Raw genomic sequence first — 22,955 nt, 5'->3', positions numbered from 1 at the left:
AATGGTCCGCCGGCGCGTTTACAGGGTATGGAGATGACAACGAACCCCGCCTTCGAGCTGGTGGTGCACATGCACGGCACCACGGTGCTGCGCATGTGCACCGCACTGCTGGGCCCGGGAGCGGACGCGCAGGATGCCTGGAGCGAAACGTTTCTGGCGGCCTTGCGCGCCTATCCGGGCCTGGCCAAGGGCGCCAACCTCGAGGCGTGGCTCATCACCATTGCCCGGCACAAGGCCATCGACATCCTGCGGGCCAACCATCCCGTGCCCACCGGGCAGCTCCCGGAAACCGCGGCGCTACCCAAAGGTCTGGGACAGCTGGAGCTGCTCGAATCCCTGGGCTCGCTCAGCGAACTGCAACGCAAGGTGATCGGCTACCACTACCTGCTCGGGTTCCCCTACGCGGATATCCCGGCGTACCTGGGCGGCAGCGCAGCTTCCCTGCGCCGGGCCGCGTCCGACGGGATCAGGGCCCTGCGCAAGGAACTTATCGAAGCGGAGGAAGAATCATGAGCGAACTTGCCATGCACGAGATGGATGTCCTGCGGCAGCAACTGGCCGAGCGGGCCGCGGCCGAGGGGTTGATCGACGTATCCTACCGGCTGGTGGATTCCCCGGTGGGGCAGCTGATGCTTGCCGCCACGGAGCGTGGGGTCGTGCGCGTCGCCTTCGCCGCCCAGGACTTCGATGCGGTGCTCGGAACCCTGGCGCAGAAGATCGGGGTGCGCGTGCTGCACCGCGCCGCCCCGCTGGATGCTGCGGCGGCCCAGCTCGATGAGTACTTCGCACATGCGCGGACGGGCTTCGAGCTGTCCCTGGACCACCGGCTTTCCAGCGGCTACCGGCTTCAGGTCCAGCTGGCGCTGCCCTCGATCGCTTACGGCCACACCATGAGCTACAAGGAAATGGCCGCGCTGACAGGGCGTCCGGCTGCGGTGCGTGCGGTGGGAACCGCGTGCGCCACCAACCCGCTGCCGATCGTGGTCCCCTGCCACCGCGTGCTGCGCAGCGACGGGTCTCTGGGCGGATACCTGGGCGGGCTGGACGCCAAGAAGGTCCTGCTCGATCTCGAGCAGGACCCCCTGGGCTAGATTCGGCCGGGCGCTATTCGCTGGCGAGCCCCTGCACCGGGGCCAGCTTCGCGGCCCGGCGGGCCGGGACGATCGAGGCGGCCAGCGCGGCAACGACGGACACGGCGATGACCGCGACTAGCTGGAACCACGGGATCGACACGCTCATGGCGCCGAAGGCACCCATGACCGACTGGGCGCCGAGCAGCCCGTAGGCAGATCCGAGCAGCACGCCCAGCAGGGCGGCGACCCCGCCGATCAGCACCGCCTCGGTGGCCAGCATGGCCTTGAGCTGTCCCCGGGTCAGGCCTAGGGCACGGAGCAGCGAGTTCTCCCGGGTCCGTTCCAGCACCGAGAGGCTCAACGTGTTGGCGACGCCGATCAGCGCGATCAGCACCGCGACGGCCAGCAGGCCCGAGACGATCATCAGCAGCATGTCGATGACGGTGTTGAACATCTGCTTCTCCATGACCCCGCCGCCCACGGCGAATTCATCGACGTTCAGTTCATCGGCCATGTCGGTCTGCAGCGACCGCACCGCTGCTGCGTCGAGCTGGTCATCGACCTTCAGCCACAGCACCGTGCGGGCGTTTTGGTCCTTCGCCACGGATTCCTTGGTTACGCCCAGCATTGACGTGGCGGTGTCCCAGCCGATGACCGGCTGCAGCGCGTTGCTTTCGGTGATCAGCATGTCCAGCGTGCCGCTCTTGCCACCGGCACCGGTGGCCTCCATGGTCTTGCCCTCGTTGTTGGAGGAGACCAGGACCTGGCCGGCAGCCGGGACCTGCTTGCCGCTGTTGAGCACGGACTTGAGGTTATCGGGATCGGTGGCGAAGATTTCCTGGCCGCTCTTGGAGTTGCCGACGAAGGTGAGTTCGGCCAGGCCCTCGACGCCGTCCATGGCCCCGACCTTGGACAGGGAGTCAGCGGGATAGGTGGTGCCGGAGTAGTCGTTGACCTCGACGTCCACCAGGTATTCACTGCCCAAGGCATCGCCCAGGGAGGTCTTGGCCGTCTGCGCGCCGACCATCATCATCGAGACCAAGGTGACGCCGATCAGCAGCGCTGTGGCGGTGGCGGTGGTGCGTCCGGGGTTGCGGACGGCGTTGAGGCTGGCGAGCTTGCCCGGAACGCTGGACCCGGAGGTCAGCTTGCCGATGGCCGAGACGGTCTTGGGCAAGAAGAGCGAGCCGAGCATCAGGACGCCGGGGAAGGAGAGCATCCCGCCGCCAAAGGCGATGAGGATGTTCCCTTGGATCGCGCCGAAGGCCAGGGCGGCGGCGCCGGCAAGGAGCAGCAGGAGCCCGAAGACGATGCGCACCTTGCCGGCCTTGTTGCCCACCGCCGCGTCGTCGGCCGGGCGCAGGGCAGCCAGCGGGGAGACTGACATGGCCTTGCCGGCCGGAACCCAGGCGGCAACCAGGGTGATCAGCGTTCCGGCCAGGATCGGCACGATGATGGCCTGTGCCGGTACCGCCAGGATGGCAAAGGACATCTCGGGAACGGTCGCACCCAGGATCGCGATCAGGCCCGCCATGATGCCGGTGGCCAGTAGCACGCCGGCGGCCGAGGCCAAGAGCCCGATCAGCAGCGCCTCGATGAGGACCGAGGAGCGGATCTGGGCGCGCAATGCACCCAAGGTGCGCATGAGGGCCAGTTCGCGGGTGCGCTGGGCGATGAGCACGGCGAAGGTGTTCATGACCACCAGCCCGGTGACCACCAGCGCGATCAGGGCGAAGACCAGCAGCACGATCGTGAGTTGGTCGCTGCCGCCGGAGAACGCGGCAACGTCCGCAACAATTTGCTCATCCGGGGTGTTGATGTGGAAGTATTTCAGGCCGGTTGCCTCCAGGGCGGTGGCCAGCGGGGCCTTGAGCCCCTGCAGGTCAACTCCGTCCTTGGCCGCGAGGGTGATGCTGCCGTAGCTGGCATCCCCGGGCCCCGAGAGGGCTTCAAGCAGGGACTGGCCGACTGTCAGGTTCATGGCCGCGCCGGTGATCGGGTCGTTGGAGGCAGCGGTGATGCCCGAGACCTTGACCTGGCGGCTGACTTCCTTGCCCTCCGCGGTGGTCGAACCGACTTCCAGGACATCTCCGACGGAAATGTTGTATTCACCGGCGTACGTGGCATCGACGGCCACTTGGTCTCCGCCGGTGGGCAGGGACCCCGACGCGAGCGTCGTGGTGTTCAGCTTCGTGTTGGTGGCGGCGGTGTTTGCCGAGGCGTAGTAGTCCCTGCCCCCGGCGTTGACGCTCACCCCGGAGTTGGTGACGCCGTGGACGGCGGCCACGCCGTCAATGTCCTCGATGGCCTTCAGCGTCTTGGCGTCGAGGCTGTAGGTTTCGGGCCTTTCGCTGTCGTCCGCGTCCATGTCGGCCATGTAGTCGCCGGTGACAACGAGGTCTGCATTGGCGTAGGAGGAGCCGATGCTGGCTTTCAGGGATTCGGTGGCGGACGCGTTGACCATGAGCGTCGCTGCCAGGAAGGCGGTGCCGATCATGACCGCCAGGGTCACGGCGATGAAGCGCCGTGAATACGTCTTGAGGTTTGCCAGGGCTAGTTTCAGCACGGGGTCATGCACCCAACCCGGAAAGCGCCTGGGTGACCGTGTCGACGGTCGGATCCTCGAGCTGGCCTACCAGTTCGCCGTCCTTCATCAAGAGCACGGTGTCCGCGTAGGAGGCCGCGACCGCGTCGTGGGTGACCATGATGATGGTCTGGCCCATCTCGCGGGTCGAGGAACGCAGCAGCGAGAGCACCTCGGCGCCGGTGCGCGAGTCCAGGTTGCCGGTCGGCTCGTCTCCGAAGACGACCTCGGGGCGGGTGAGCAGGGCCCGGGCCACGGCCACGCGTTGCTGCTGCCCGCCGGAGAGTTCGTGCGGCTTGTGGTTCAAGCGGTCGGTCAACCCCAGGGTGGTGACGATTGTCTGCAGCCACTCCTTGTCGTGCTTCTTGCCGGCCAGGGCCAGCGGCAGCAGGATGTTGGCTTCCGCGGTGAGCGTGGGGACAAGGTTGAAGGACTGGAAGACGAAGCCGACCTTTTCGCGGCGCATCTTGGTCAGTGCATCGTCATTCAGCTTGGAGATGTCCGTCCCGCCGATGAAGATCTGCCCGCCGCTGGCATCATCCAGGCCGGCCAGGCAATGCATGAGTGTGGACTTGCCGGAACCCGAGGGGCCCATGATGGCGGTGAACTTGCCGCGGGCGAAGGAGACGTCGACGCCGCGCAGGGCCTCGACGCGCGTGGTTCCTTCGCCGTAGATCTTGGTCAGGCCCGTCGCGTGGACAGCGAAATCGGTGCTGGTATGAGGTGCAGTAATGGTCATGGTTCCACGTTATGTGTTCACTGTATGGTTTTGGATCATCCTGAGGGACCCTTTTATCCACCGCTTGGCTCATACCCGGGTATGAGACAGCAGCCTCACAGGGTCCACCGATACGCTGTTATGCCTATGCTCTATTTCGCCGTCCCCACCGTTGCCCTGCTCATAACGCTGGGCCTTGCTGCCAGCATTGCCCTGCTGGCCGCGCTACTGTGGTTCGCTTCCAGGGGCAATGTCCGAGCGAAACGCAGCGTGCTGCTCGTGGCCATTCCCGCATGGGCCATTGGTCTGGCCGTGGCCGTGCTGCCCGCCGCTCCCCTGCCTGACCCTTCAATCCCGGCTGGTACCTTCAATTGGATTCCGTTCCTGGCGCACCGGGAACGCGACCTGGGCGTGGAGATGCTGGCGAACCTCGGGCTCTTTGCCCCGCTGGGATTGATGTTGGGCTTTTGTTGGCGTCGGTTCGCGGTGCTGAAAACCACCCTCTTGGTGCTGGGCATTTCAATCTGCGTTGAGGCCACCCAGTTGGCGCTGCGCAACAACCGCGCCTCGGACATCACCGACATCATCACCAACACCGCCGGCGGATTCATTGCGGCAATGATCGGGTGGGCGCTCGTTTCGCTCATCGGAAACAGGAAAGCCACGGCCGAGACCCCCGTCCCGGATTCACTGCTGGAGAGGTAGCACCGCGCAGTCCACGGCCCGATAATTATCGGATCAAAGGATTGAATTCTCCACTCTGGCTTTCAGCTCCACGTGCCATTGGGGTCGTGTTTAGCAATGTCGCGGAGCAGATGCTACGGATCTGATTCCAGTCAACGTGCCCTGGAAGCGGAACGTTGCAGCTCCCTGTCCCCGGGACAGTTCCCGCATGGACACAGAGATGTCCGAGCCGCTGTTCCAAACCACGTCGTGCTCCGACGTTTCGCCTGTTCGTGCCGATAGACTGGGCACACTTTCCGATTGTTTGGCTTGGAGTACCCGGTTTGGCTTTAAATATGTCTTTCCAGTCGCAGATCTATCGATCCTTGCCCGATCTGGAACGTTCCGATGCCATCGTCAACCGCATCTCCAAGGCGATCACTCTTGGCATGCTGCGCGTCGGCGAACGCCTACCCAACGAAATCGAGATGTCAGAGATGTTCGGCGTTGCCGCAGCCACCCTGCGCGACGCCTTGGCCGTCCTGCGCGACCAGGGGATCGTCGAGACCAGGCGCGGACGTAGCGGCGGGACCTTCATCCTGAAGCAACCGCAATTCCAGTTGGAGGCCATGCGAGAGTGGCTCATGACCACATCGATTGCCGAGATCCGGGATTTGGGCGACGAGCAGTCAGCCATTGCCGCGGCCACAGTCCGCCTGGCATGCGACCGGGCCGAGCCGCATGAACTGGAGAGGCTGCAGGATATGGCCCGCTCGTTGGTCATGGCCGACAGCGCCCAGGCCAAGGCAAGGGCCGATAGCCGCTTTCACATCGAATTGGCGGTGACTGCCCAATCCACCCGGCTGGCCAATGCCGAAATTCGGTTGCAAGCCGAAACGGTGGAGGTGTTGTGGTCACCGTTGGTCGATGAGTTTGATGCGGAACGGGCCACCGCGGAACACCTGGCACTGGTGCGGGCCGTGTCCGAAAACCGCAGCCAACAAGGGCAGCAATTGGTGATTGACCATATCCGACGCAGCACGCACCACCTCATTGATACGAAGCTGGCACTGAGCTACTCCACCGATTTGAAGGAAAACCAATGAGTCTCTCCCAACCGGCAGTCGCAGCGTTGGGGTCCATCTCCGGGTGGTTCAACGACGCATCGGCCGACACCTATGCGATGGCCGCCGCGGTCACCGACCTGCTTACTCGAGATGTCACCCCGGGCGCACTGGTCACGAAACACGATCTGACCGGGTTGAAGGCACTGGCATCGGATTTCCTGCAGCGGCATTCATTCGCTGTTGGGTCCGGGGCAACGTTCTCCTCGGCTCGGATCAGCGAGGGACAAGGGGTCCTCGAGTGGTGGACGCCAGGGCCGAGTGGGGCCGAAAAACTGGTATTTGACCTCGACCCGGATGGCGAGCGCTTTTACGACTACGAGCATCTTCCCTTCTTCAGCGCCGCTGAAAGGACCGGCGAGGCAACCATCTGGGGACCGTATGTCGATTACCTGGGATCCGACGAATACATTCTCACGCACACCGCCCCTTTCAAGATCCATGGCGAGTTTGCGGGGGTTGCCGGCTATGACGTGACAGTTCGGGCACTGGAAGAAATCTTCCTCCCCGCGTTGCGCTCGATCCCCGGCCATGCGGCCTTACTTAACTCCAGTGATCGGGTCATCATCGGCAACTCCGGTGCTTACCTCGTGGGAGAAAGGATCAAGGCCGCGCCCAGCGAAAGCCGGATCGTTCCCCTGGCGGTCCCGCACTTGGGCCTGTCCATGTTGGTTCCTGCGTAACCGCGTGGCGGGTCCAATACACGTCTGCCCGCCACTCGCATCAGGCAGTCTGCGCGTGCCGAGCCAGTTGCAGGCGCCGCAGAACGGCCTGTTCCACCAAGGCTCCGATGATCGCGCGGCGGTCTTCAGCGGATCCGTCCCGGTCCTCCGGATGCCATTGCACGGCCACGACCCAGGTTTTCCCGGGGTGCTCGGTGCCCTCCACGATCCCGTCGTCGGCCACGGCGCTGACGACCAAGTCAGTTGCCACGCGGTCCACGGCCTGGTGGTGCCCGGAACGCACAGTGACTCGCTCATGGCCAAGGATCCCGTGGATCTTGCTACCTTCGGCGAGAGTCACCCATTCGTCGAGGAACATCGGCTGGCCGGATTGCCCCTGGTGCAGGGTCGAGGGAACGATGTCCGGCACCAATGTCCCGCCGAGTGCCACGTTCAAAAGCTGGGATCCCCGGCAGATGGCGAGCAGCGGTTGGTCCTTCTCCAGGGTCCGATGGATCATGGCGATGCAGAATTCATCGGCGGTGCGGTCCACCCCGTAGGCCTTGGGGATCGGCCCTTGAAGTTCGTACAGCGACCCGTCCACGTCGCCGCCGCCGAGAAACAAAACGCCGTCGGCTTCCTCGGCGGCCAGCGCTGCCTGTGGGTCCGCCGCGGAGCTGTCGATCAGCACAGCGCGGGCACCGCTTTCGAGTAATTGGTCGAAGGCACTGCGAGTGAAGTCGCGCATGATCCTGTGGCTTTCGCCAACCATGCCGGGGAAAGTCAGTGATACCACCACTGCCACCAGCGGAGCATCCGGGGGAAGCAAGTCAAACCCTTCCGGGATGACCTCGTCCAGGGTCAATACCCGGTCTTCTCGTGGATCGGTGCTCATAAACTCAAAACCTCCAAGGTTTTCGTCTGCTCGCGGTGGGACTCGGTGGCCCGGCGGGTCCGGGCTGCCTCGACGACCCAGCTGAAAAGTGCATGATCGGTGGCCGATGCCTCGGCCAGATCCTCGGGATGCCATTGGACCGCCAGCAGCGATGCGCCAGGAACCTCCAGCGCCTCAACGACTCCGTCCGGCGCCGTGGCGGCAACCCGCAACCCCGCGCCGATGCGCTCGACCGCCTGGTGGTGGTACGAGGATGTACGCACCGGGGCATGCCCCAGGACCGCGGCAAGGAGAGTGCCGGGCTCGCAGGTCACCGGGTGCTCGGCACCGCGGTGCTGGATCTCGCCGGGTGCCAAATGGCCCACCAGCGTTCCGCCGTGGATGACGTTGAGCAATTGCATACCCCGGCAGATGGCCAGGGTCGGGATCCCTGAATCGAGGCAGGCCCGTAGTAGACCGGCCTCGTAGTCGTCCTGTCCCGGGTAGTCGGCCGGCCAATAGTGCTCGTCCGGCTCGCTTCCGTAGCGGCGCGGGTCGATGTCGGCGCCGCCTGGAATGACCACCCCGTCCAATCGCGCCACTTGGTCGGCCGCCGACTCGCTGCTGCCCGGAAACAGGACCACAGGTTCCCCTCCGGCCCTGTCAATGCCGGCCAGCACCCCGACGGCCACTGCAGCCCCAGCGAAGCGCATGCCCTGCACCTTGGCCGACCACATGCCCGGGACGCCTATCAGCGGGCGGCGGGCGGCGCTTGGACCGTCCGTCATGCCCGGCTGCCCGCGATTGCCTCGAGGCTGTGCCCCAACGGAAAACCGAGCGTTGGCATCCAGGTGTCCCACACCTCGCGCAGGCTGCCGTCGGCAATCACGGCGGCCAGTGCAACGTTGAGTTCCTCGCGCAGGAAGAGGTTGTCCTTGGCGACCCCGATCCCCCACGCGTTGCGGGTTGCCACGGTAAAGGCCACGTCGTAGCGCGGGTCATCGCCCAGCGGCACCAGCACCACGTCATCGTCGACCATGGCATCGACGCTGGAGTCGGCGACCGCCGCCAGCATGTCTTCATAGACGGTGTCCCCGCTGAAGGGAACGATGATCGCCCCCTCGAAGGTTCGAGCCAATGCCATATTGGCGCTGCCATCGATGGCGGCCACCCGGTACCCGACTATGTCGGCCGGGGTGCGTGCAGGGTCTCCCTTGCGCACCAGCACCGTTTCATCGAAGACCGCATACGGGCGGGTGAAATCTACGACAGCCTGGCGTTCGGGAATGATGCCCTGTCCGCACCACACCGCATCCACCTGGTGGTCGCGTACCGAGGGCAGCATCTCGTCCCATCCCATAACGACCCATTCGATGGTCCTGCCCATGCGCGAGGCCACAAGTTTCGCGGCGTCCGGTTCGTATCCGGTGCGTTGTCCGTTGGAATCGAGGAGCGAAAAGAGCGGCGGCGCGTCAGCGTCGATGCAGGCCAGTTTGAGCGTTGTCATTACGGCATCGTCTCCCAGTACATTTCGCGGTCCCATTCCGTGATCGAGCCGCAGTAGCGGGCCCATTCCTCTTCCTTGAGCTTGGTGTAGATGGACACCAGGTCCGCCGGCAGCTGCGAGGTCAGGTAGGTGTCCGAAACGAACGCGCCGATGGCGTCGCCGAGGGTCAGCGGCAACTGGGCACCGAGCGCCGGCGCGTTGTCGCAGGCCTCGTCGGGAGCGCCCGGTTCGAGCTTGCGGTTGATCCCGTCCTCCATCGAGGCGATCAGCAAAGTGTGGGACAAGTAGGGGTTCACCGCCGCGTCCGGCACTCGGTACTCCATCCGGCCGTTGGCAGAGATCCGGATCAGGCAGCCGCGCGAGTCAAGGCCCCAGTTGGCGGTGGAGGGAGCAAATTGCCCGGCGTCCCAGAACCGCTTGTAGGAGTTCACGGTGGAGGCCATCACGGCCATGGATCCCTGGGCGTGGGCCAGCATGCCGCCAATGGCGTGCCGCGCGGTTTCCGAGACGTGCAGTTCCAAACGTCCGGCGTCCTCGATGACGTTGGTGTCCCCGTCCCAGAGGCTGAGGTTGTGGTGGCAGCCATTGCCCATCTGGCCGTTGTAGGGCTTGGGCATGAAGGAAGCGGTGACCCCGAACTCGCGGGCTACCTGCTTGCAGATCTGCCGGTAGGTGACCAGCCGGTCGGCGGTGTTTTCCACGCGGTCGTACATCCAGTTCAGTTCGAGCTGTCCGTCGTCCTCGTAGTCGCCCTCGATCATGTCCAGGCCCATGGCCTTGGAGTAAGTGACGAGCTTCTTGTAGATCGGGCGCATGCGCTCGAGGTTTTCCACCTGGTAGGCGGGGCTGGAACCGGGCCGCTTGACGACCTCGAGTCCGGGGCCTTCCCATGTCATTTCCGGTTCGGTGCCCGAGCGCACTTCGAAACCGGTGCGCTCGGTGAACGCCGCGTGGGTGCGTGCCAGGAGGGAACGCGTGTCGATGGCAAGCGGTCGACCGCCGACCTCCGGCAGGTGCGGGGGCTCGTAGGCGGTGCAGAAGATTCGGGCGACCGAGGTGTCCCAGGGCAGCACCACGAAGGATTCGGGCTCCGGCAGGGCCCAGAACTCGCGGGCCTCGATGCCGCCGCCGATCAGGTTTCCATGGCGGTCGTTTTGGAGGTCGGATAGCGCCGTGCGGTGGAAGCAGATTCCCTTTTCCAGGTTGCGGCGGAAGTGGTTGGCGGGAACCATCTTGGCGACCACGCGCGATCCGATGGTGGGCAGCGCGTAGTAGATGTACTCGACCCCGGCGGCCTCGATCTTCGCCGCGAGATCCTTGACGATCTGGGGTTCTAGGTTGCGTGCCTGGTGCCGGGAAAAGGACTCGCGGTCCAGCATGGCGTCGGATTCGGTTCTCAGTGCTTGCAAGGTCATGGGACTCAACTCGTTTCTTCTGGAAGTCTTAGTTGGTGACAAGTACGCCGGCGTCGAGCACGAGCTGGCGGTAATGCAAGTGCCGCGATGCCGGCAAGCCGGCGTTGACGACGCCTATGAGCGTGTTCCCGCGGTAGTAGCCCACCGCGACTCCCTCCTGGGGCTGGCCGGGGTCGCCCTCCAGGATTCGGGTTTCCTCGGCGAGGGCAGGGGAACCGACGCCGTTGATCCGGGTTCCGAAGATCTCGGTCCAGAAAGACGGAAGCGGGGCGGGGGCCTCTGCCGGCGTCCGGCCGACGATCCCGGCGATTAGCGCGGGGGCGGCGATCTTGGCAGTGTCGGTGGGCGTCGCCCAGTGCTCCACGCGCCGGGCGGGCAGCCCGTTGCGGACATCGGGGTACCGCGCAATGTCTCCGACGGCCACAACGCCGGGCACCGGTTGCCCGTCGACGGCTAGGACGCGCAGGTACCTGTCGCATTCCACGCCGTCGCCGAGGTCCAGTCCGTTTCCCTGCAGCCATTCGACATTGGCATGGGATCCCACGGCCTCGATGATCACGTCCGCAGACACCGTGCTGCCGTCGGAAAGCTCGATGCCGGTGCAGGCTCCTTCTCCCCGATAGGCGACCACGGAGACCGCCTCCCGGCAGTCCACACCGCGACGCGAGAGCATTTCCCGCACCCCGGCGGAAAGTGCCGATCCCAGAGGTCGCTCCATGGGGCCAGTGCGTCCCTCCACGAGGGTCACTGCGCAGCCCAGCGAGGCCGCGGTGGCCGCGCTTTCGCATCCGATGAACCCCGAGCCGATCACCGCTACCCGGGTTCCCGGCAGGAGCACCGCATGTAGGGCCAGCGCGTCATCGATGCTGCGCAAGACGTGTCGACCGCTCAAGGGTCCGGGGGCCTCAACGCGGGCCGGACGCAACCCCGTGGCAATCACCAAACCGTCGAAACCAAGTTCTTCCCCGTCGTTGAGGGTGATGGTGCGGTCGGTGAGATTGGAAGCAGCAATGCGCGTCCCCAAGCGCCACTGGATTCCGGTGGCACTGCGCCGTGGCCGGAAGGCCAGCTTGGCAAGGGCCTCCTCGGGTGTTCCCGGTGCTGCCAGGACGTCCTTGGAGAGCGGAGGACGGTTATAGGGAGGATGCGCTTCCTCCCCGACGACCAGGATTTCTCCTTCCCACCCGGCAGCGCGCAGCTGTTCTGCGGCGCGCAGTCCCCCGAGCGAAGCGCCGGCGACAATGATCCGCTGACCCATCGTTAGTCCTGCACGAAGATGGCTTGGACGGGACACACATCGATGGCTTCCTCGACCTCGTCCAGCAATGCGTCATCGAAGGACTCCTCGAATTCGAGGATGCCTTCGTCGTTCATCGTGAAGACTTTCGGGGCTGCGATGGCGCACTGGCCATGGTTGTCGCATAGTTTACGGTCAACGGTGATTTGTGCCATGGTGGAGCTCGTTTCCTTGCTGCTGGTGGTGAGGTGGGGAGGCGCGTGGAGCCTAGTTGCGCTTGGTGAAACCGATGGGTAGCCGAATCGGACCGGTGTTGCCCGAGTCGGGCAGCCACTCGTCCCCGCCAGTCAGGTGCGGGTTGCCGAGGCGGCTGGCCAACAACGGAAGTGCCTCGCTCATGTCGGCACGGGCCACGAAGTGACCGAGGCAGTGGTGTACTCCGCCGCCGAACCCGTAGTGGGCGGGGTGCTCACCAAGCAGGTCCAGTTCGGGGTTGGGGAACGCGAGCGGATCGGTGCCGGAAGCCTGGGTGAATAGGTGCACGGTGGTGCCGGCGGCGATTTCAAGTCCCTGATAGGTGAAGTCCTCGACTGCCTCGCGGGTTACCCAGGTGACGGTTGGGTTGATGCGCATGACCTCTTCGACGGCCTTGGCGCCGAGCTCCGGCCGCGCCGACAACAATTCCCACTGCTCCGGGTTGCGCATGAAGGATTGCATGGCCAGCCCTAGCTGGTTGCGGGTGGTGTCCATGCCCCCGAAAATCAGCAGCACCAGTGCGTTGCGCAGTTCCTCGTCGTTAAGCTTGTCGCCGTCCCGGCTGGCCAGGACCAGCCGGGAGACAAAATCCTCGCCCGGGTTTGCTTGGCGGTCCTTGATGAGGTCTTCGGCGTAGGCGTACAACTCGGCCACCGCCGCGTCGACCTTGTCCAGGTCCTGTTTGAAGGTGACGCCAAGTGCCAGACCTATGGTGGAGGCAAGCCGGGCAATGGTCGGCCATTCGCTTTCCGGAATGCCCAACAAGATGGTCAGCACGCGGGTGGCATACGGTTCGGCGAAATCTCCGATGAACTCGCAGGAGCCGCTGTCAATGAATTCGTCAATGAGTTCGTTAGCCAGCGCCTGAAAGCGTGGAACCAGGTCCTTGATCAGCCGCGGGGAAAAGGCCGGGTTGAGCAAACGCCGGATCCGGTGGTGGTCCTCGCCCTCCAACACGAGCAGATTCTTGGTCCACCAGTCAAAGAACAGTCCGCCATGCACTCCGTTGTGGGCGGGCCACTTGGCACTGCCCTGGATGAGCTTGGGGCTCTTGAGCAGCTTGCTGACTTCGTCGTAGCGCAACACGGCGATGCCGTAGTTGGTCTTTGCATACCAGCTGGCCTCGCGGGCATTGCGGAGCTCTTCGGACTGCATGGCGAAGCTCGGATCCGAGATGTCGAGATAGGGGACGTTGAGTTGGTTCGGGGCGGTTTCGACACTCATGGTGCGATCCTTTCGTGGTGGTACTGGACTTCTTGGGCGGTCGCCCAACGGTTGATCGTGGCTTCGCGCTTTTAGCTTCCGCCGACTGTTGCGGGAGCGCTGCAGGCATCCGCGGCGGGGGCGTCTCCCTTGAGGTGGGGCTTGCGAAGCGCCAGATACAGCCCCCCGATTCCAAGGACGAAGATCGAGGAAATCAAGACGATGTAGTTGGCGAACCATCCGGCTTCCGGTGTCCGCGGCCAGGCCATGTTGATCATGCCCAGTACGCCCCACAGTAGGGCCATCACATTGACCGGAACGCCCCAGCGACCTAGCTGGTACTTGCCTGCAGGCTTCCAGCCCTTGAGCCTGGCCCGCAGTGAGGCAAGCACGACCATTTGGAATCCCAGGTACATTCCCATGGCCGCGAAGGAGATGATGGCGACCAGCGCATCTTCGGAAATCTTGGAACCGATCACGACCAGCGCGGGAAACACACCGGCGATCAGCAGCGCATACGGAGGTACGTGGCGGCGATCGCTGAATCGGCTCAGCAGGGAACTGCATGGCAGGATTCCGTCCCGGGCCATGGAGTAGGTCAGACGGCTCGCAGCAGCCTGGAGGCTCAAGACGCATGAGACGAAGGAAACCAACACCACCCCGAGCACGACCTTGTATCCAACAGGGCCAAATGCCGCCATCAGAACGCCCACGAGCGGGTCGGAGTCGGCACCTGAAATCACTGCACCGAAGTCGGGGACGGCGAGGATGAGCGAGAGACAGACAAACATCGCTGCCGCTCCCCCAATGTAAATTGTCATGCGCATGGCCTTGGGGATGGTGCGACCTGGGTTCGGGACTTCTTCCGCAACGTCGCCGCAGGCCTCAAAGCCGTAGTACTGGAAGATGCCTATCAATCCTGCTGCCGCGAAGGCCACGAAGTAGTCGGACCCCTCACCGGCGCCGAAGGTTTCAAAGAGTACGCCTAGGTCATGGTTGCGGTGTCCGATAATCAACCAGAGGCCCACGACGACGGCACCGCCGAGTTCTGCGATCAAGCCGAGCATGGCAACCTTGTTCAATACGCCGGTGCCGAGCAGGTTGAGGCAGGTTGCCAGCGCGATAATGACCAAGGCCGCCACGATGGTCGCGTCGACACTGCTTTCCATTCCGAGGAAGGCCGCAAGATACGGGCCCGCACCGTAAGCCACGGAGGCGATCGTCGTCAGAAGCGCGACAAGGTAAACCCAGCCATTCATCCAACCCCACTTGCGGCCCCACAGGCGTCGCGACCACGGGTAGACTCCGCCGGCCACCGGGTAGTTCGACACGATTTCACCAAAGACCATGGCGACGAACATCTGCCCGGCTCCAACTATGAGCAATGACCAAAACATCGGGGGCCCCGCGGTGCCCAATGCGATCGCAAAGAGAGAATAAATTCCCACCACGGGCGATAAGTAAGTGAACCCCAGCGAGACGTTCCCCCAGAACGTCATTTCTCGCTTGAACTGGGCTTCATACTCGTAGCCGAGAGATGCCAGGTGAGCGGCGTCCTCGTCATGCACATGCGATGAGGCCTCAGGTACTTTACGTGACTCTATGGACACGACGTCTCCTTGTTGGATTTCGGTGGTTGGGTCGAGTGAACAGAGCCACGCACCCTTGTGATTCACATCACGCGACCTCTGATAAATAAAAACTGTATCTGTGAATGATTTAGTGCGCAAGGCCTCCGAAAACATTTCCACAGCGGGCCAAGCCGACATCGATGGCCAAATATGGCCAATTCGCCCCAAACATCACCAGCCTCGGGGCGAAAAGCCTAACTTCATGCAGAAAAAAGACGATCGCACCAGCCTTCCCCGCGATGCGAATGGCCTTTTAAACTTTATTTCCGAAGGTAAAGTTCAACGAGAGCGCAACACCCCACCGTCATGAGGCAAACCGATCCGAGGAATCTCGTCCGTGGGCCGTCGAGCAACGTGCCGGCAAAACAAAGCGCCCGTGGTCCAGTTTCAAAAACTAGACCACGGGCGCTTCACGCAATACCGAAAATCCCCCACATGCGTCAGGTGCGTATCACCTAGTCGTGCCGCTCGTGCTCCGGGGCCTGGTGGCTGTGTGACTCGATCTGGAAGGTCGAATGCTCGATGCTCACCTCGAAGTGCTCGGCGACGCACGACTGCAATTCACCCAGCAGGGTTGCCGCGGCGCCGGTGTGGAATGCCTCGTCCTCCACCACGACGTGGGCGGAAAGAATCGGTAGGTTCGTGGCAATCTGGCTGGCGTGCAGGTCGTGGACCGCCAACACCAACGGGTGTGCGACCAGATGGGCGCGGACGTCTTCGAGGTCAAGGCCCTTGGGGGTGGATTCCAGCAGGATGTGCGTGGTCTCCCCCAGCAGCTTCAACGCACGCGGGATGATCAGCGCTGCTATCAACATGGCGGCGATCGAGTCCGCCTGCATCCAACCAGTCATGGAGATGACGATCGCGGAGATGATCACGGCAACGGATCCCAGGGCGTCGTTGACGACTTCCAGGAAGGCGGCCCTCATGTTCAGGTTGTCGTCCTTGCCGGAAGCCAGGATCAGCATCGAGGCGACATTGCCAAGCAGGCCGATGATGCCAAAAACCAGCAGACCGCCGCCGGAGATTTCCGTCGGCTCAAAAAGGCGACGAACGCCGTCGATCAGCGCATAGACACCCACACCGAGCAGCAAGGCCGACTGGAGGGTCGCGGAGAGCACTTCCGCCCGGCGGAATCCCCAGGTGCGCTTGGCGGTGGGCTTTCGCATGACCAGCGTGGCCGCGGTCAGTGCCAGCAGCAGACCGGTGGAATCGGTGAGCATGTGTGCGGCATCAACGAGTAGCGCCAACGAGTTGGTGAGAAATGCTCCGATCACCTCGGCGATGAGGATCGTCGCGGTGATGCCAAAGGCCCAGGCCAGCTTCTTGCGGTTGGTGGTGGCCGAACCGTGGTCGTGGTCGTGGCTCATTGGCGGACGCCTTCCTGCGCCCGGGAAGGATCATGAACCGCGGTGAAGTCGTGCGTGTCCAGTTCGTGGTCTTCGCTGATGCCGATGTAATGGTTCGCATCGCCAAGCAACTCCAGCAACAGCTGCGGGTTTGCCAGCGAGAACATGCTGGCCCGACCCTGTGCCCGCGAGGTCACCAGGCCGCAGTCGCGGAGGCAGGAAAGGTGGGCGCTCACGGTGCTTTGGGCCAGGCCCAGGTGCTCGGTGAGTTCCTTGACCTTGTGCTCCCCGGTGCGCAGGTGCGCCAGGATCATCAGCCGAGTGGGGTCGGCCAGTCCATGGAAAAGGGCCGCTGCTGCTGCATGGCTTTCAAGGGCGTCCTGGCGTTCGTGGTCCGCTCGATCTAGCATCGTCATATTACGATGATAGCGATTTGTGGCGATAAAGCCAACGAGGAAGAGCCGTGGCAGGATTGGAACATGAGCACCGGAATAATCATTGGCGAAGACAGCCTCGCCCGACCGTCCTGGGCGGCGACTGACCCGATGATGCGCACCTATTACGACACCGAGTGGGGAATGCCGGTGCGTGATGAGCACGGCGTCTTTGAGCGGCTGAGCCTCGAGGCGTTCCAAGCCGGGCTGTCCTGGGCCACCATCCTGCGCAAGCGCGAGAATTTCCGCGAGGCCTTCGCCGGGTTCGACCCCGAGGTCATCGAGGGCTTCGGCGATGCGAAGGTCGAAGAGCTGCTGGGCAACGCCGGGATCATCCGCAACCGCGCCAAGATCCTGGCGACCATCAAAAACGCGAAGGCCACCATCGCACTGCGCGAGGACGGCGGCCTGGCCGACTTCATCTGGTCGTTCCAGCCCGATTCCACCCCGGCACCGAACGCGCTCGAGGACATCCCCACCACCAGCCCCGAATCCGTGGCGATGTCAAAGGCGCTGAAGAAGCGCGGCTTCGCCTTCGTGGGACCCACGACCATGTTTGCGCTCATGGAGGCATTGGGCATCGTGGACACCCATTTGTTGGGATCCCATCGCCGCGGCACCTCGGGCATCTGGACCGCATGAGCTCGCGCCTCCTGAAATCCAACGGCTTGCTGGACCCCGGGCACATGATGCGCACTCTCGGCATCCATTCGATTCCCACGCTCGACATCCACGAACCCGACGCCTTGCGGCACACCCGGGCGGTTTCGACGGCTTCGGGGCCGAAGTCTGTCCGGCTGGAGTTTGCCGAGGACGGGGTCGGACTTTCCTGCGCCGAGGCCGACGCCCGGGGCCTTGACGAGCTGGAGGTCGTGGTTCGAGCGTGGCTTGACCTGGATTCGGACCTCGCACCCATGCAAGGGCATTTCGCCCGCGACCCGTTGCTCGGCCCCCTGGTCCGGTCCCGGCCATGGCTGCGCCTGATTGGATACCTCAACGGCTTCGAGGCCGCAGCCACCACCATTCTTGGCCAGCAGGTGTCCCTGGCGGCGGGCCGGACCTTTGGCGGACGGTTCGTCGGCGCCTACGGCAACGACGGGCCAGACGGCCTTCGCCTCTTCCCCACCCCGGCTGCGGTGGTCGAGCACGGAGTTGACATGCTGCGTGAAACCATCGGCCTCACCAAGTCCCGCGCGGCCACCTTGTTCGCCATGGCGGAAAGCTTCGACGCCAAGAATTTTTCCGGTACCGCGGGGATCCCGTTGGAACGCGCCGAACTTCTGGCACTGCGCGGCGTCGGCCCTTGGACGGCCGACTACCTGCAGATGCGCGGCCGCAGCGATCCGGATGCATTCGTGCCCGGCGACCTGGTTGCGAGGCGAGCCCTCAACAGGATCACTGAACGCGAGGCATCCAGATTGGCGGAATCCTGGGCGCCATACCGGTCCTACGCCATGGTCCACCTGTGGGCCTCGGACCCATTGGCACCGGTGTCGACCGATTCACCCAAGCCCGGAGCCTCGGACAACAGGGGTCGCCCCGGCCTGCAACCTGGCTAGGCGTTCATCGCCTCGGGGTAGATCTGCCCGATGGGCGTCTTCTTTTCGGCCTGGAATTCGTCCTCAGCACGCCCGTAGGCCCAGTAGGCGGAGAGCGACATGGCCTTGCGGTCCACCCCTCGCTCCCCGTTGAGGTAGGCACGCAGCGACTTCATGGTCTCACGCTCGCCGTGGGCGAAGACCTGCACGGTCCCCTCGTGCCAGTCGGAGTTGCGCACGGTTTCCTCGAGCTTGGTGTTCTCCGGGGTGAAGTAGCCGCCGCGGTGCAACCAGTGGAGGTTGACCCCGGCGGGCACATCCAGCTGAACCTCGTCCTCGGGACCGGACACCTCAAGGTAGATGTCGCCCACCATGTCCGGCGTCATATCCTCGACGGCTGCGGAAATCGCCGGAAGCGCTGTCTCGTCGCCGATCAGCAGGTGGCGGTCGAATGCCGGGTCGGGAGTGTAGAGCCCGCCCGGGCTGGCGAAGCAGATCTGATCACCGATCTTGGCGTTTTGCGCCCAGGGCCCGGCCAGGCCTTGGTCGCCGTGGATGACGAAGTCGATCTGCACGGTCTGGGCCTCGAGATCCACGTGGCGCAGGGTGTAAGTGCGTCGAACCGGGAAGTCTTCCGGAGCCAGCTGCTCGCGCAGGGCATCGAGGTCATACGGCGGAACCAGCCCGAGTTCGGGCTTGGCAAAGAGGATCTTGACGTAGCGGTCGGAGACGGCCTTGTCCTGGAAGTTCACGAACCCCGGCCCGCCGAAGGTCAGTCGCATCATGTGGGGACTCAGTCGCTCGCTCGCCAAAACCTCGAGGACTACCTGGGGCCGAACCGGACGTGCTGAACGCTGCGTACTCACTAATTACCACTTTCTTGGATTAGGGAAGGTAAACCTATCCTATTCGATGGGGCATCGACCAAGCCAATGCCAACTTCACATGCCTACTCCATTGCGCCGGGCCAGACCGTCGATCATGATCGCCAGCCCGACCTCAAAGGAATGGTTCGCGCGCGAGCCCTCAAGCGCAGACTGCGCAGCGAGGACTCCGGCCAGCCCCGGGGTTTGCGCAGCGGCGTCGCCGGGATCGAACATGTCATCCGGGGCAACCACATCAAGCGCGGATCCCAGGATGAACGACTCCAACGCCACCATGTCGCCCATGACTGCGGAGGCCTCCCAGCCGGCGGCAAGGAATCCCTGCACTACGCATTCATACATGGCCAAGGTTCGAGTCGCCCCTGTGATGGGCTCGGTGGCCAACAGGGCAATGGCATTTGGGTGTGCGGAAAATGCGGCCCGGTAGGACCGAGCCCAGCGCTCCACGGCTTCCCGCCAGGACAAACTTCCGAAACCACTGACATCAATGCTCTCATTGACTACCTCGCGCATCCCCACCAACAGCGCCTGCTTGTTCTTGACGTGGTGGTAGAGCGCGGGCGGCTTGACCCCAAGCTCGCCGGCGAGCGCTGCCATGGAGAACTTCTCCGGCCCCACTGAATTGAGCAGCCTAAGGGCCGCGACGAGGATCCTTTCGCGGTCAAGCACCGACGTGCGCGGCCGACCGGCGCGACGAACTTCTGACGAATCCACCAAAACCCCTTGCGTGTGACTCCGCCCACAGATAAGGTAGGCGACAGTTTATTTAATCTTATTAAATTTAGTTGGGAGCTGCACCCCTTGACCTTGACAGTCTTTCATTCGGGCTCGGTTGCCGGTGCCCCTGCGGGGCAAACGACCGCCGTGGCGGTCACCGACGGAATCATCACCGCCATCGGTCCGGCCGCCGGGGACCTGGCATCGATCGCCGATGTCCTCCATGACCTGCGCGGCGGCTACCTCGGGCCCGCCTTCGGCGACGGCCACGCCCACCCCCTCTTTGCCGGGCTCGAGGACGTCGGTCCCCAGATCCGCCACTGCACGGACCTCGACGAAATCCTGGCCGCAGTCGCACGCTGGGCGGACGAGCACCCCGGGGACGACTGGATCGTCGGTGCCAGCTACGACGCAACACTGTCCGAAGATGGATGCTTCGATGCCCGATGGCTCGACAGCGTCGTTTCCGACCGCCCCGTACTCTTGCGCGCCTGGGACTACCACACGGTATGGGTAAATTCCCGGGCACTGGAAATTTCCGGGATCACCTCGGACACGCCAGAGCCCGAGCTCGGCCGTATCATCCGTCGCCCGGACGGCTCTCCCCTGGGGACGTTGTGCGAACCCGGCGCCATCGACCTGGTTGCCGCCCATGTTCCCGCACACGGCCAGGACACCTTGGTCTCCGCCCTCAGCCGGGCCACCTCGGCATTTGCCCGGGCCGGTGTCAGTTGGGTGCAAGACGCATGGGTGGAAACGGAATCCCTCGACGCCTACCTCGCCGCCGCACGACAGGGGGCGTTGCACACCCGGGTGAACCTTGCCTTCCGCGCTGACCCGTTGCGCTGGGCAGGGCAACTGCCCGAATTTGCCGCAGCCAGGGACCGCGTGATCGCCGCCGGCGGGGAACTGCTCGGCGCAAACACCATCAAGTTCTTCCTGGACGGGATCGTTGAATCGCACACGGCCCACATGATCGATGCCTATGCGGACTGCCCCGGCAGCCGCGGCCTGCCCAATTGGGAAGACCACTCACTCATCGATGCGGCGATCGCCGTGGATTTCATGGGTTTCCAATTGCACCTGCACGCCATCGGAGACGCCGCCGTTCGCCAGGGACTGGACACCATTGCGGCGGTCGTTGCCGCCAACGGCCCACGCGACCGCCGACCGGTCATGGCCCACCTGCAGTCCATCTCCCCCACCGACCTGCCACGGTTCAGGGAATTGGGCGTCATCGCGAACTTCGAGCCGCTGTGGGCCCAGCGGGACACCGTCATGACCGAACTGACCTTCCCACGGCTTGGAGCCGAACGGGCGTCACGGCAGTTCCAGATCAGCGAGGTCGCCGCCTCGGGCGTCAGGGTGTCCTTTGGCAGCGACTGGCCTGTCACACACCACCACCCGATGCCGGGCATCGGCACGGCAGTGACCCGCACAGGGCTGTCCGACCCCGACATTCCTCCGCTGGCCGGGGCCCCCTACGGCGTTGTCGATGCCCTGGACTCCTACAGCGCCCAGGTCGCCTACCAGGCCTTTGCCGACCACGAACGCGGAACCCTGGCAGCGGGGCAGATCGCGGACCTGGTCTGGCTGGAGAGCGATCCACGCTCCATCGCGGAACACGACGTGGCCGGCGTGAAGGTCCTTGGCACCTGGCTTGCCGGCAAACCCACCCACCTGACGACACCCGAACCGGCATTGGACGGAATACGATGAATACCAAGATCTCGGCTCATGTTCCGGCATCCGGCAGCATACACGGCGCCCGTCCCACTGAGCTCAAGCGGGTCCTGGGCATACCTTTCCTGGTGCTCTTCGGACTGACGTACATGGCGCCGGTCACGGTGTTCACCACCTACGGCGTGGTGACCGGGGTGACCAACGGACATCTGCCGGCCGCTTATATCGTGGGACTGGTGACCATGCTGTTCACGGCCTTCAGCTACGCCCAGATGTCCCGGGCGGTGCCGCAGGCCGGATCCGCCTACGCCTACACCCAGCAGGCCTTCGGCGGAACTGTCGGTTTTGCCACGGGCTGGACGCTGATGCTCGACTACTTGTTCATCCCGATGATCAATTTTCTGCTCATCGGCATCTATCTCAACACGCAGTTCCCTGCGGTCCCCGCCTGGGCGTTCTCGCTGGTGTCCCTCGTGCTGGTGCTGGGCCTGAACATCATCGGCATCAAGTTCATCGGCCGGCTCAGCGCCACGGTGGTCGCCTCCTCGGTGCTCATGATCGGCATCTTCGTGGCGCTGGTGCTCAACCAGGTCATCAACGCCGATGCCCCAAGCCTGTTGGCACCGTTCTCCTTTGGCGCCGACGGCCTGGGCCCGATCTTCTCCGGCGCTGCCATCCTCTCGCTCTCGTTCCTGGGATTCGATGCTATTTCGACCTTGTCGGAGGATGCGAGGAATCCCGGCAAGACGATTCCCGCCGCGATCGTGCTCACCACCTTGGCCGGCGGCCTGATCTTCATCGTCGTTGGCTGGGCCGGGGCATTGATCCACCCGGACCACACCACCTTCACCGATCCGGATGCCGCGGGCGTCGAGCTCATGGCAGGGGTCGGCGGTTCGGTGCTCACCGCGATCTTTGTGGCGGTCTACGTTGTGGGGTCATTTGGTTCGGCCATGGCCTCGCAGGCCAGCGTGACCCGAATCCTGTACTCCATGGGTCGTGACGGATTGCTGCCGCGCCGCATGGGCATGCTCAATCGCCGTTTTTCCACCCCCGTCTATGCCACCCTCGTGGTCTCCGCGGTGTCGCTGACCTACCTCTTCGTCAGCTTGGAGACTGCGGCCTCGGTGGTCAGCTTCGGGGCCCTGGTTGCGTTCTCCATGGTGAACCTTTCGGTCATCAAGACCTTCTTCATGGATGCTAAGGCGCGCGGTGCCCGTTCGGTGTTGCTCTACCTGCTCATGCCCCTGGTGGGATTCGCGCTGACCATTTGGTTGTGGACCTCGCTCTCCGGCGTCAGTCTTGTGGTGGGACTGATGTGGTTCGCCGCGGGAATCGGCTTTTTGGCCATCCGCACCAAGGGCTTCCGCACCACCCCGCCGAAGCTTTCCTTCGAGGACTGAC

Annotated in this window: 24 protein-coding genes; 10 read left to right on the top strand and 14 right to left on the bottom strand. The window is 64.0% G+C overall.

Features of this window, described 5'->3' with window-relative positions:
* Positions 1-33 precede the first annotated feature (33 nt).
* Together ABD687_RS17660 and ABD687_RS17655 are read left to right on the top strand one after the other, a co-directional pair.
* Positions 34-513 carry an RNA polymerase sigma factor gene (locus tag ABD687_RS17660; protein ID WP_310289347.1) on the top strand — a complete coding sequence of 160 codons (480 nt, stop codon included), beginning with the start codon at positions 34-36 and terminating at the stop codon, positions 511-513.
* Positions 510-1,091 (top strand): methylated-DNA--[protein]-cysteine S-methyltransferase, encoded by a 582-nt coding sequence (locus ABD687_RS17655; protein WP_264268417.1) that lies wholly within the window; start codon positions 510-512, stop codon positions 1,089-1,091. The genes ABD687_RS17660 and ABD687_RS17655 overlap by 4 nt, the downstream gene beginning before the upstream one ends.
* A gap of 13 nt (positions 1,092-1,104) precedes the next feature.
* Here the strand turns inward: ABD687_RS17655 and ABD687_RS17650 are convergent, their stop codons facing one another.
* The gene (locus ABD687_RS17650; protein WP_310289350.1) at positions 1,105-3,639 is read right to left on the bottom strand and encodes an ABC transporter permease; all 2,535 of its coding nucleotides are present in this window, start codon (positions 3,637-3,639) and stop codon (positions 1,105-1,107) included.
* A gap of 4 nt (positions 3,640-3,643) precedes the next feature.
* Positions 3,644-4,396, bottom strand: a complete 753-nt coding sequence (locus ABD687_RS17645; protein WP_302263423.1) for an ABC transporter ATP-binding protein — start codon at positions 4,394-4,396, stop codon at positions 3,644-3,646.
* A gap of 120 nt (positions 4,397-4,516) precedes the next feature.
* Between ABD687_RS17645 and ABD687_RS17640 the strand changes: the two genes are divergently transcribed.
* From ABD687_RS17640 to ABD687_RS17630, 3 genes are all read left to right on the top strand, one after another.
* A complete protein-coding gene (locus ABD687_RS17640) occupies positions 4,517-5,080 on the top strand; it encodes a VanZ family protein (RefSeq protein ID WP_310289352.1) in 564 nt (187 codons plus the stop codon).
* A gap of 251 nt (positions 5,081-5,331) precedes the next feature.
* A complete protein-coding gene (locus tag ABD687_RS17635; RefSeq protein ID WP_310289354.1) occupies positions 5,332-6,144 on the top strand; it encodes a FadR/GntR family transcriptional regulator in 813 nt (270 codons plus the stop codon).
* The gene (locus ABD687_RS17630) at positions 6,141-6,845 is read left to right on the top strand and encodes a cache domain-containing protein (RefSeq protein WP_264268422.1); all 705 of its coding nucleotides are present in this window, start codon (positions 6,141-6,143) and stop codon (positions 6,843-6,845) included. Before ABD687_RS17635 ends, ABD687_RS17630 begins: the two co-directional genes overlap by 4 nt.
* 40 nt (positions 6,846-6,885) lie before the next feature.
* Here ABD687_RS17630 and ABD687_RS17625 read toward each other — a convergent pair whose 3' ends face one another.
* The 8 genes from ABD687_RS17625 to ABD687_RS17590 all read right to left on the bottom strand — a co-directional run bounded on the left by ABD687_RS17625 (position 6,886) and on the right by ABD687_RS17590 (position 14,925).
* On the bottom strand, positions 6,886-7,719 hold the full coding sequence (locus ABD687_RS17625) for a gamma-glutamyl-gamma-aminobutyrate hydrolase family protein (RefSeq protein ID WP_310289356.1): 834 nt from the start codon (positions 7,717-7,719) through the stop codon (positions 6,886-6,888).
* Entirely contained in the window at positions 7,716-8,486 is a 771-nt protein-coding gene (locus tag ABD687_RS17620) for a gamma-glutamyl-gamma-aminobutyrate hydrolase family protein (protein ID WP_264268424.1), read from the bottom strand. The genes ABD687_RS17625 and ABD687_RS17620 overlap by 4 nt, the downstream gene beginning before the upstream one ends.
* Positions 8,483-9,205, bottom strand: a complete 723-nt coding sequence (locus ABD687_RS17615; protein ID WP_264268425.1) for an ABC transporter substrate-binding protein — start codon at positions 9,203-9,205, stop codon at positions 8,483-8,485. Before ABD687_RS17615 ends, ABD687_RS17620 begins: the two co-directional genes overlap by 4 nt.
* The gene (locus tag ABD687_RS17610) at positions 9,205-10,620 is read right to left on the bottom strand and encodes a glutamine synthetase family protein (protein ID WP_264268426.1); all 1,416 of its coding nucleotides are present in this window, start codon (positions 10,618-10,620) and stop codon (positions 9,205-9,207) included. The genes ABD687_RS17615 and ABD687_RS17610 overlap by 1 nt, the downstream gene beginning before the upstream one ends.
* Positions 10,621-10,648: 28 nt before the next feature.
* Positions 10,649-11,878: an NAD(P)/FAD-dependent oxidoreductase gene (locus tag ABD687_RS17605; protein ID WP_310289360.1), complete on the bottom strand. Its 1,230-nt coding sequence runs from the start codon at positions 11,876-11,878 to the stop codon at positions 10,649-10,651.
* A 2-nt stretch (positions 11,879-11,880) separates the two neighbouring features.
* Entirely contained in the window at positions 11,881-12,072 is a 192-nt protein-coding gene (locus tag ABD687_RS17600; protein ID WP_264268428.1) for a ferredoxin, read from the bottom strand.
* Between the two features lie 52 nt (positions 12,073-12,124).
* Positions 12,125-13,336, bottom strand: coding sequence for a cytochrome P450 (locus ABD687_RS17595; RefSeq protein WP_302263416.1), 1,212 nt, complete (start codon positions 13,334-13,336; stop codon positions 12,125-12,127).
* A 71-nt stretch (positions 13,337-13,407) separates the two neighbouring features.
* Positions 13,408-14,925 (bottom strand): APC family permease, encoded by a 1,518-nt coding sequence (locus ABD687_RS17590; protein ID WP_264268430.1) that lies wholly within the window; start codon positions 14,923-14,925, stop codon positions 13,408-13,410.
* 100 nt (positions 14,926-15,025) lie between these two features.
* Here ABD687_RS17590 and ABD687_RS17585 point away from each other — a divergent pair, with 100 nt between their 5' ends.
* Positions 15,026-15,256, top strand: coding sequence for a hypothetical protein (locus ABD687_RS17585; RefSeq protein WP_344761007.1), 231 nt, complete (start codon positions 15,026-15,028; stop codon positions 15,254-15,256).
* Positions 15,257-15,401: 145 nt separating this feature from the next.
* Here the strand turns inward: ABD687_RS17585 and ABD687_RS17580 are convergent, their stop codons facing one another.
* Together ABD687_RS17580 and ABD687_RS17575 are read right to left on the bottom strand one after the other, a co-directional pair.
* A complete protein-coding gene (locus ABD687_RS17580; protein ID WP_264268431.1) occupies positions 15,402-16,316 on the bottom strand; it encodes a cation diffusion facilitator family transporter in 915 nt (304 codons plus the stop codon).
* Positions 16,313-16,711: an ArsR/SmtB family transcription factor gene (locus ABD687_RS17575; RefSeq protein ID WP_264268432.1), complete on the bottom strand. Its 399-nt coding sequence runs from the start codon at positions 16,709-16,711 to the stop codon at positions 16,313-16,315. Before ABD687_RS17575 ends, ABD687_RS17580 begins: the two co-directional genes overlap by 4 nt.
* A 63-nt stretch (positions 16,712-16,774) precedes the next feature.
* On the opposite strand from ABD687_RS17575, the gene ABD687_RS17570 reads away from it, so the two are divergent.
* Positions 16,775-17,371, top strand: a complete 597-nt coding sequence (locus ABD687_RS17570) for a DNA-3-methyladenine glycosylase I (protein ID WP_264268433.1) — start codon at positions 16,775-16,777, stop codon at positions 17,369-17,371.
* The gene (locus ABD687_RS17565) at positions 17,368-18,288 is read left to right on the top strand and encodes a DNA-3-methyladenine glycosylase family protein (protein WP_302263414.1); all 921 of its coding nucleotides are present in this window, start codon (positions 17,368-17,370) and stop codon (positions 18,286-18,288) included. Before ABD687_RS17570 ends, ABD687_RS17565 begins: the two co-directional genes overlap by 4 nt.
* Here ABD687_RS17565 and ABD687_RS17560 read toward each other — a convergent pair.
* Together ABD687_RS17560 and ABD687_RS17555 are read right to left on the bottom strand one after the other, a co-directional pair.
* Entirely contained in the window at positions 18,285-19,133 is an 849-nt protein-coding gene (locus ABD687_RS17560; RefSeq protein WP_302263413.1) for a siderophore-interacting protein, read from the bottom strand. The genes ABD687_RS17565 and ABD687_RS17560 overlap by 4 nt on opposite strands.
* Positions 19,134-19,208: 75 nt before the next feature.
* Positions 19,209-19,865 (bottom strand): TetR/AcrR family transcriptional regulator C-terminal domain-containing protein, encoded by a 657-nt coding sequence (locus ABD687_RS17555; RefSeq protein ID WP_264268436.1) that lies wholly within the window; start codon positions 19,863-19,865, stop codon positions 19,209-19,211.
* Between the two features lie 87 nt (positions 19,866-19,952).
* Here ABD687_RS17555 and ABD687_RS17550 point away from each other — a divergent pair, with 87 nt between their 5' ends.
* On the top strand, positions 19,953-21,587 hold the full coding sequence (locus ABD687_RS17550; protein WP_310289367.1) for an amidohydrolase: 1,635 nt from the start codon (positions 19,953-19,955) through the stop codon (positions 21,585-21,587).
* On the top strand, positions 21,584-22,954 hold the full coding sequence (locus tag ABD687_RS17545; protein ID WP_264268438.1) for an APC family permease: 1,371 nt from the start codon (positions 21,584-21,586) through the stop codon (positions 22,952-22,954). The genes ABD687_RS17550 and ABD687_RS17545 overlap by 4 nt, the downstream gene beginning before the upstream one ends.
* The last annotated feature ends 1 nt before the right edge of the window (position 22,955 follow it).

Source organism: Paeniglutamicibacter sulfureus (genome assembly GCF_039535115.1).
In the GTDB taxonomy this organism is placed as follows: domain Bacteria; phylum Actinomycetota; class Actinomycetes; order Actinomycetales; family Micrococcaceae; genus Paeniglutamicibacter; species Paeniglutamicibacter sulfureus.
Note: the sequence above shows the minus strand (reverse complement) of the source record. Positions and strands in the feature narration are given on the sequence as shown.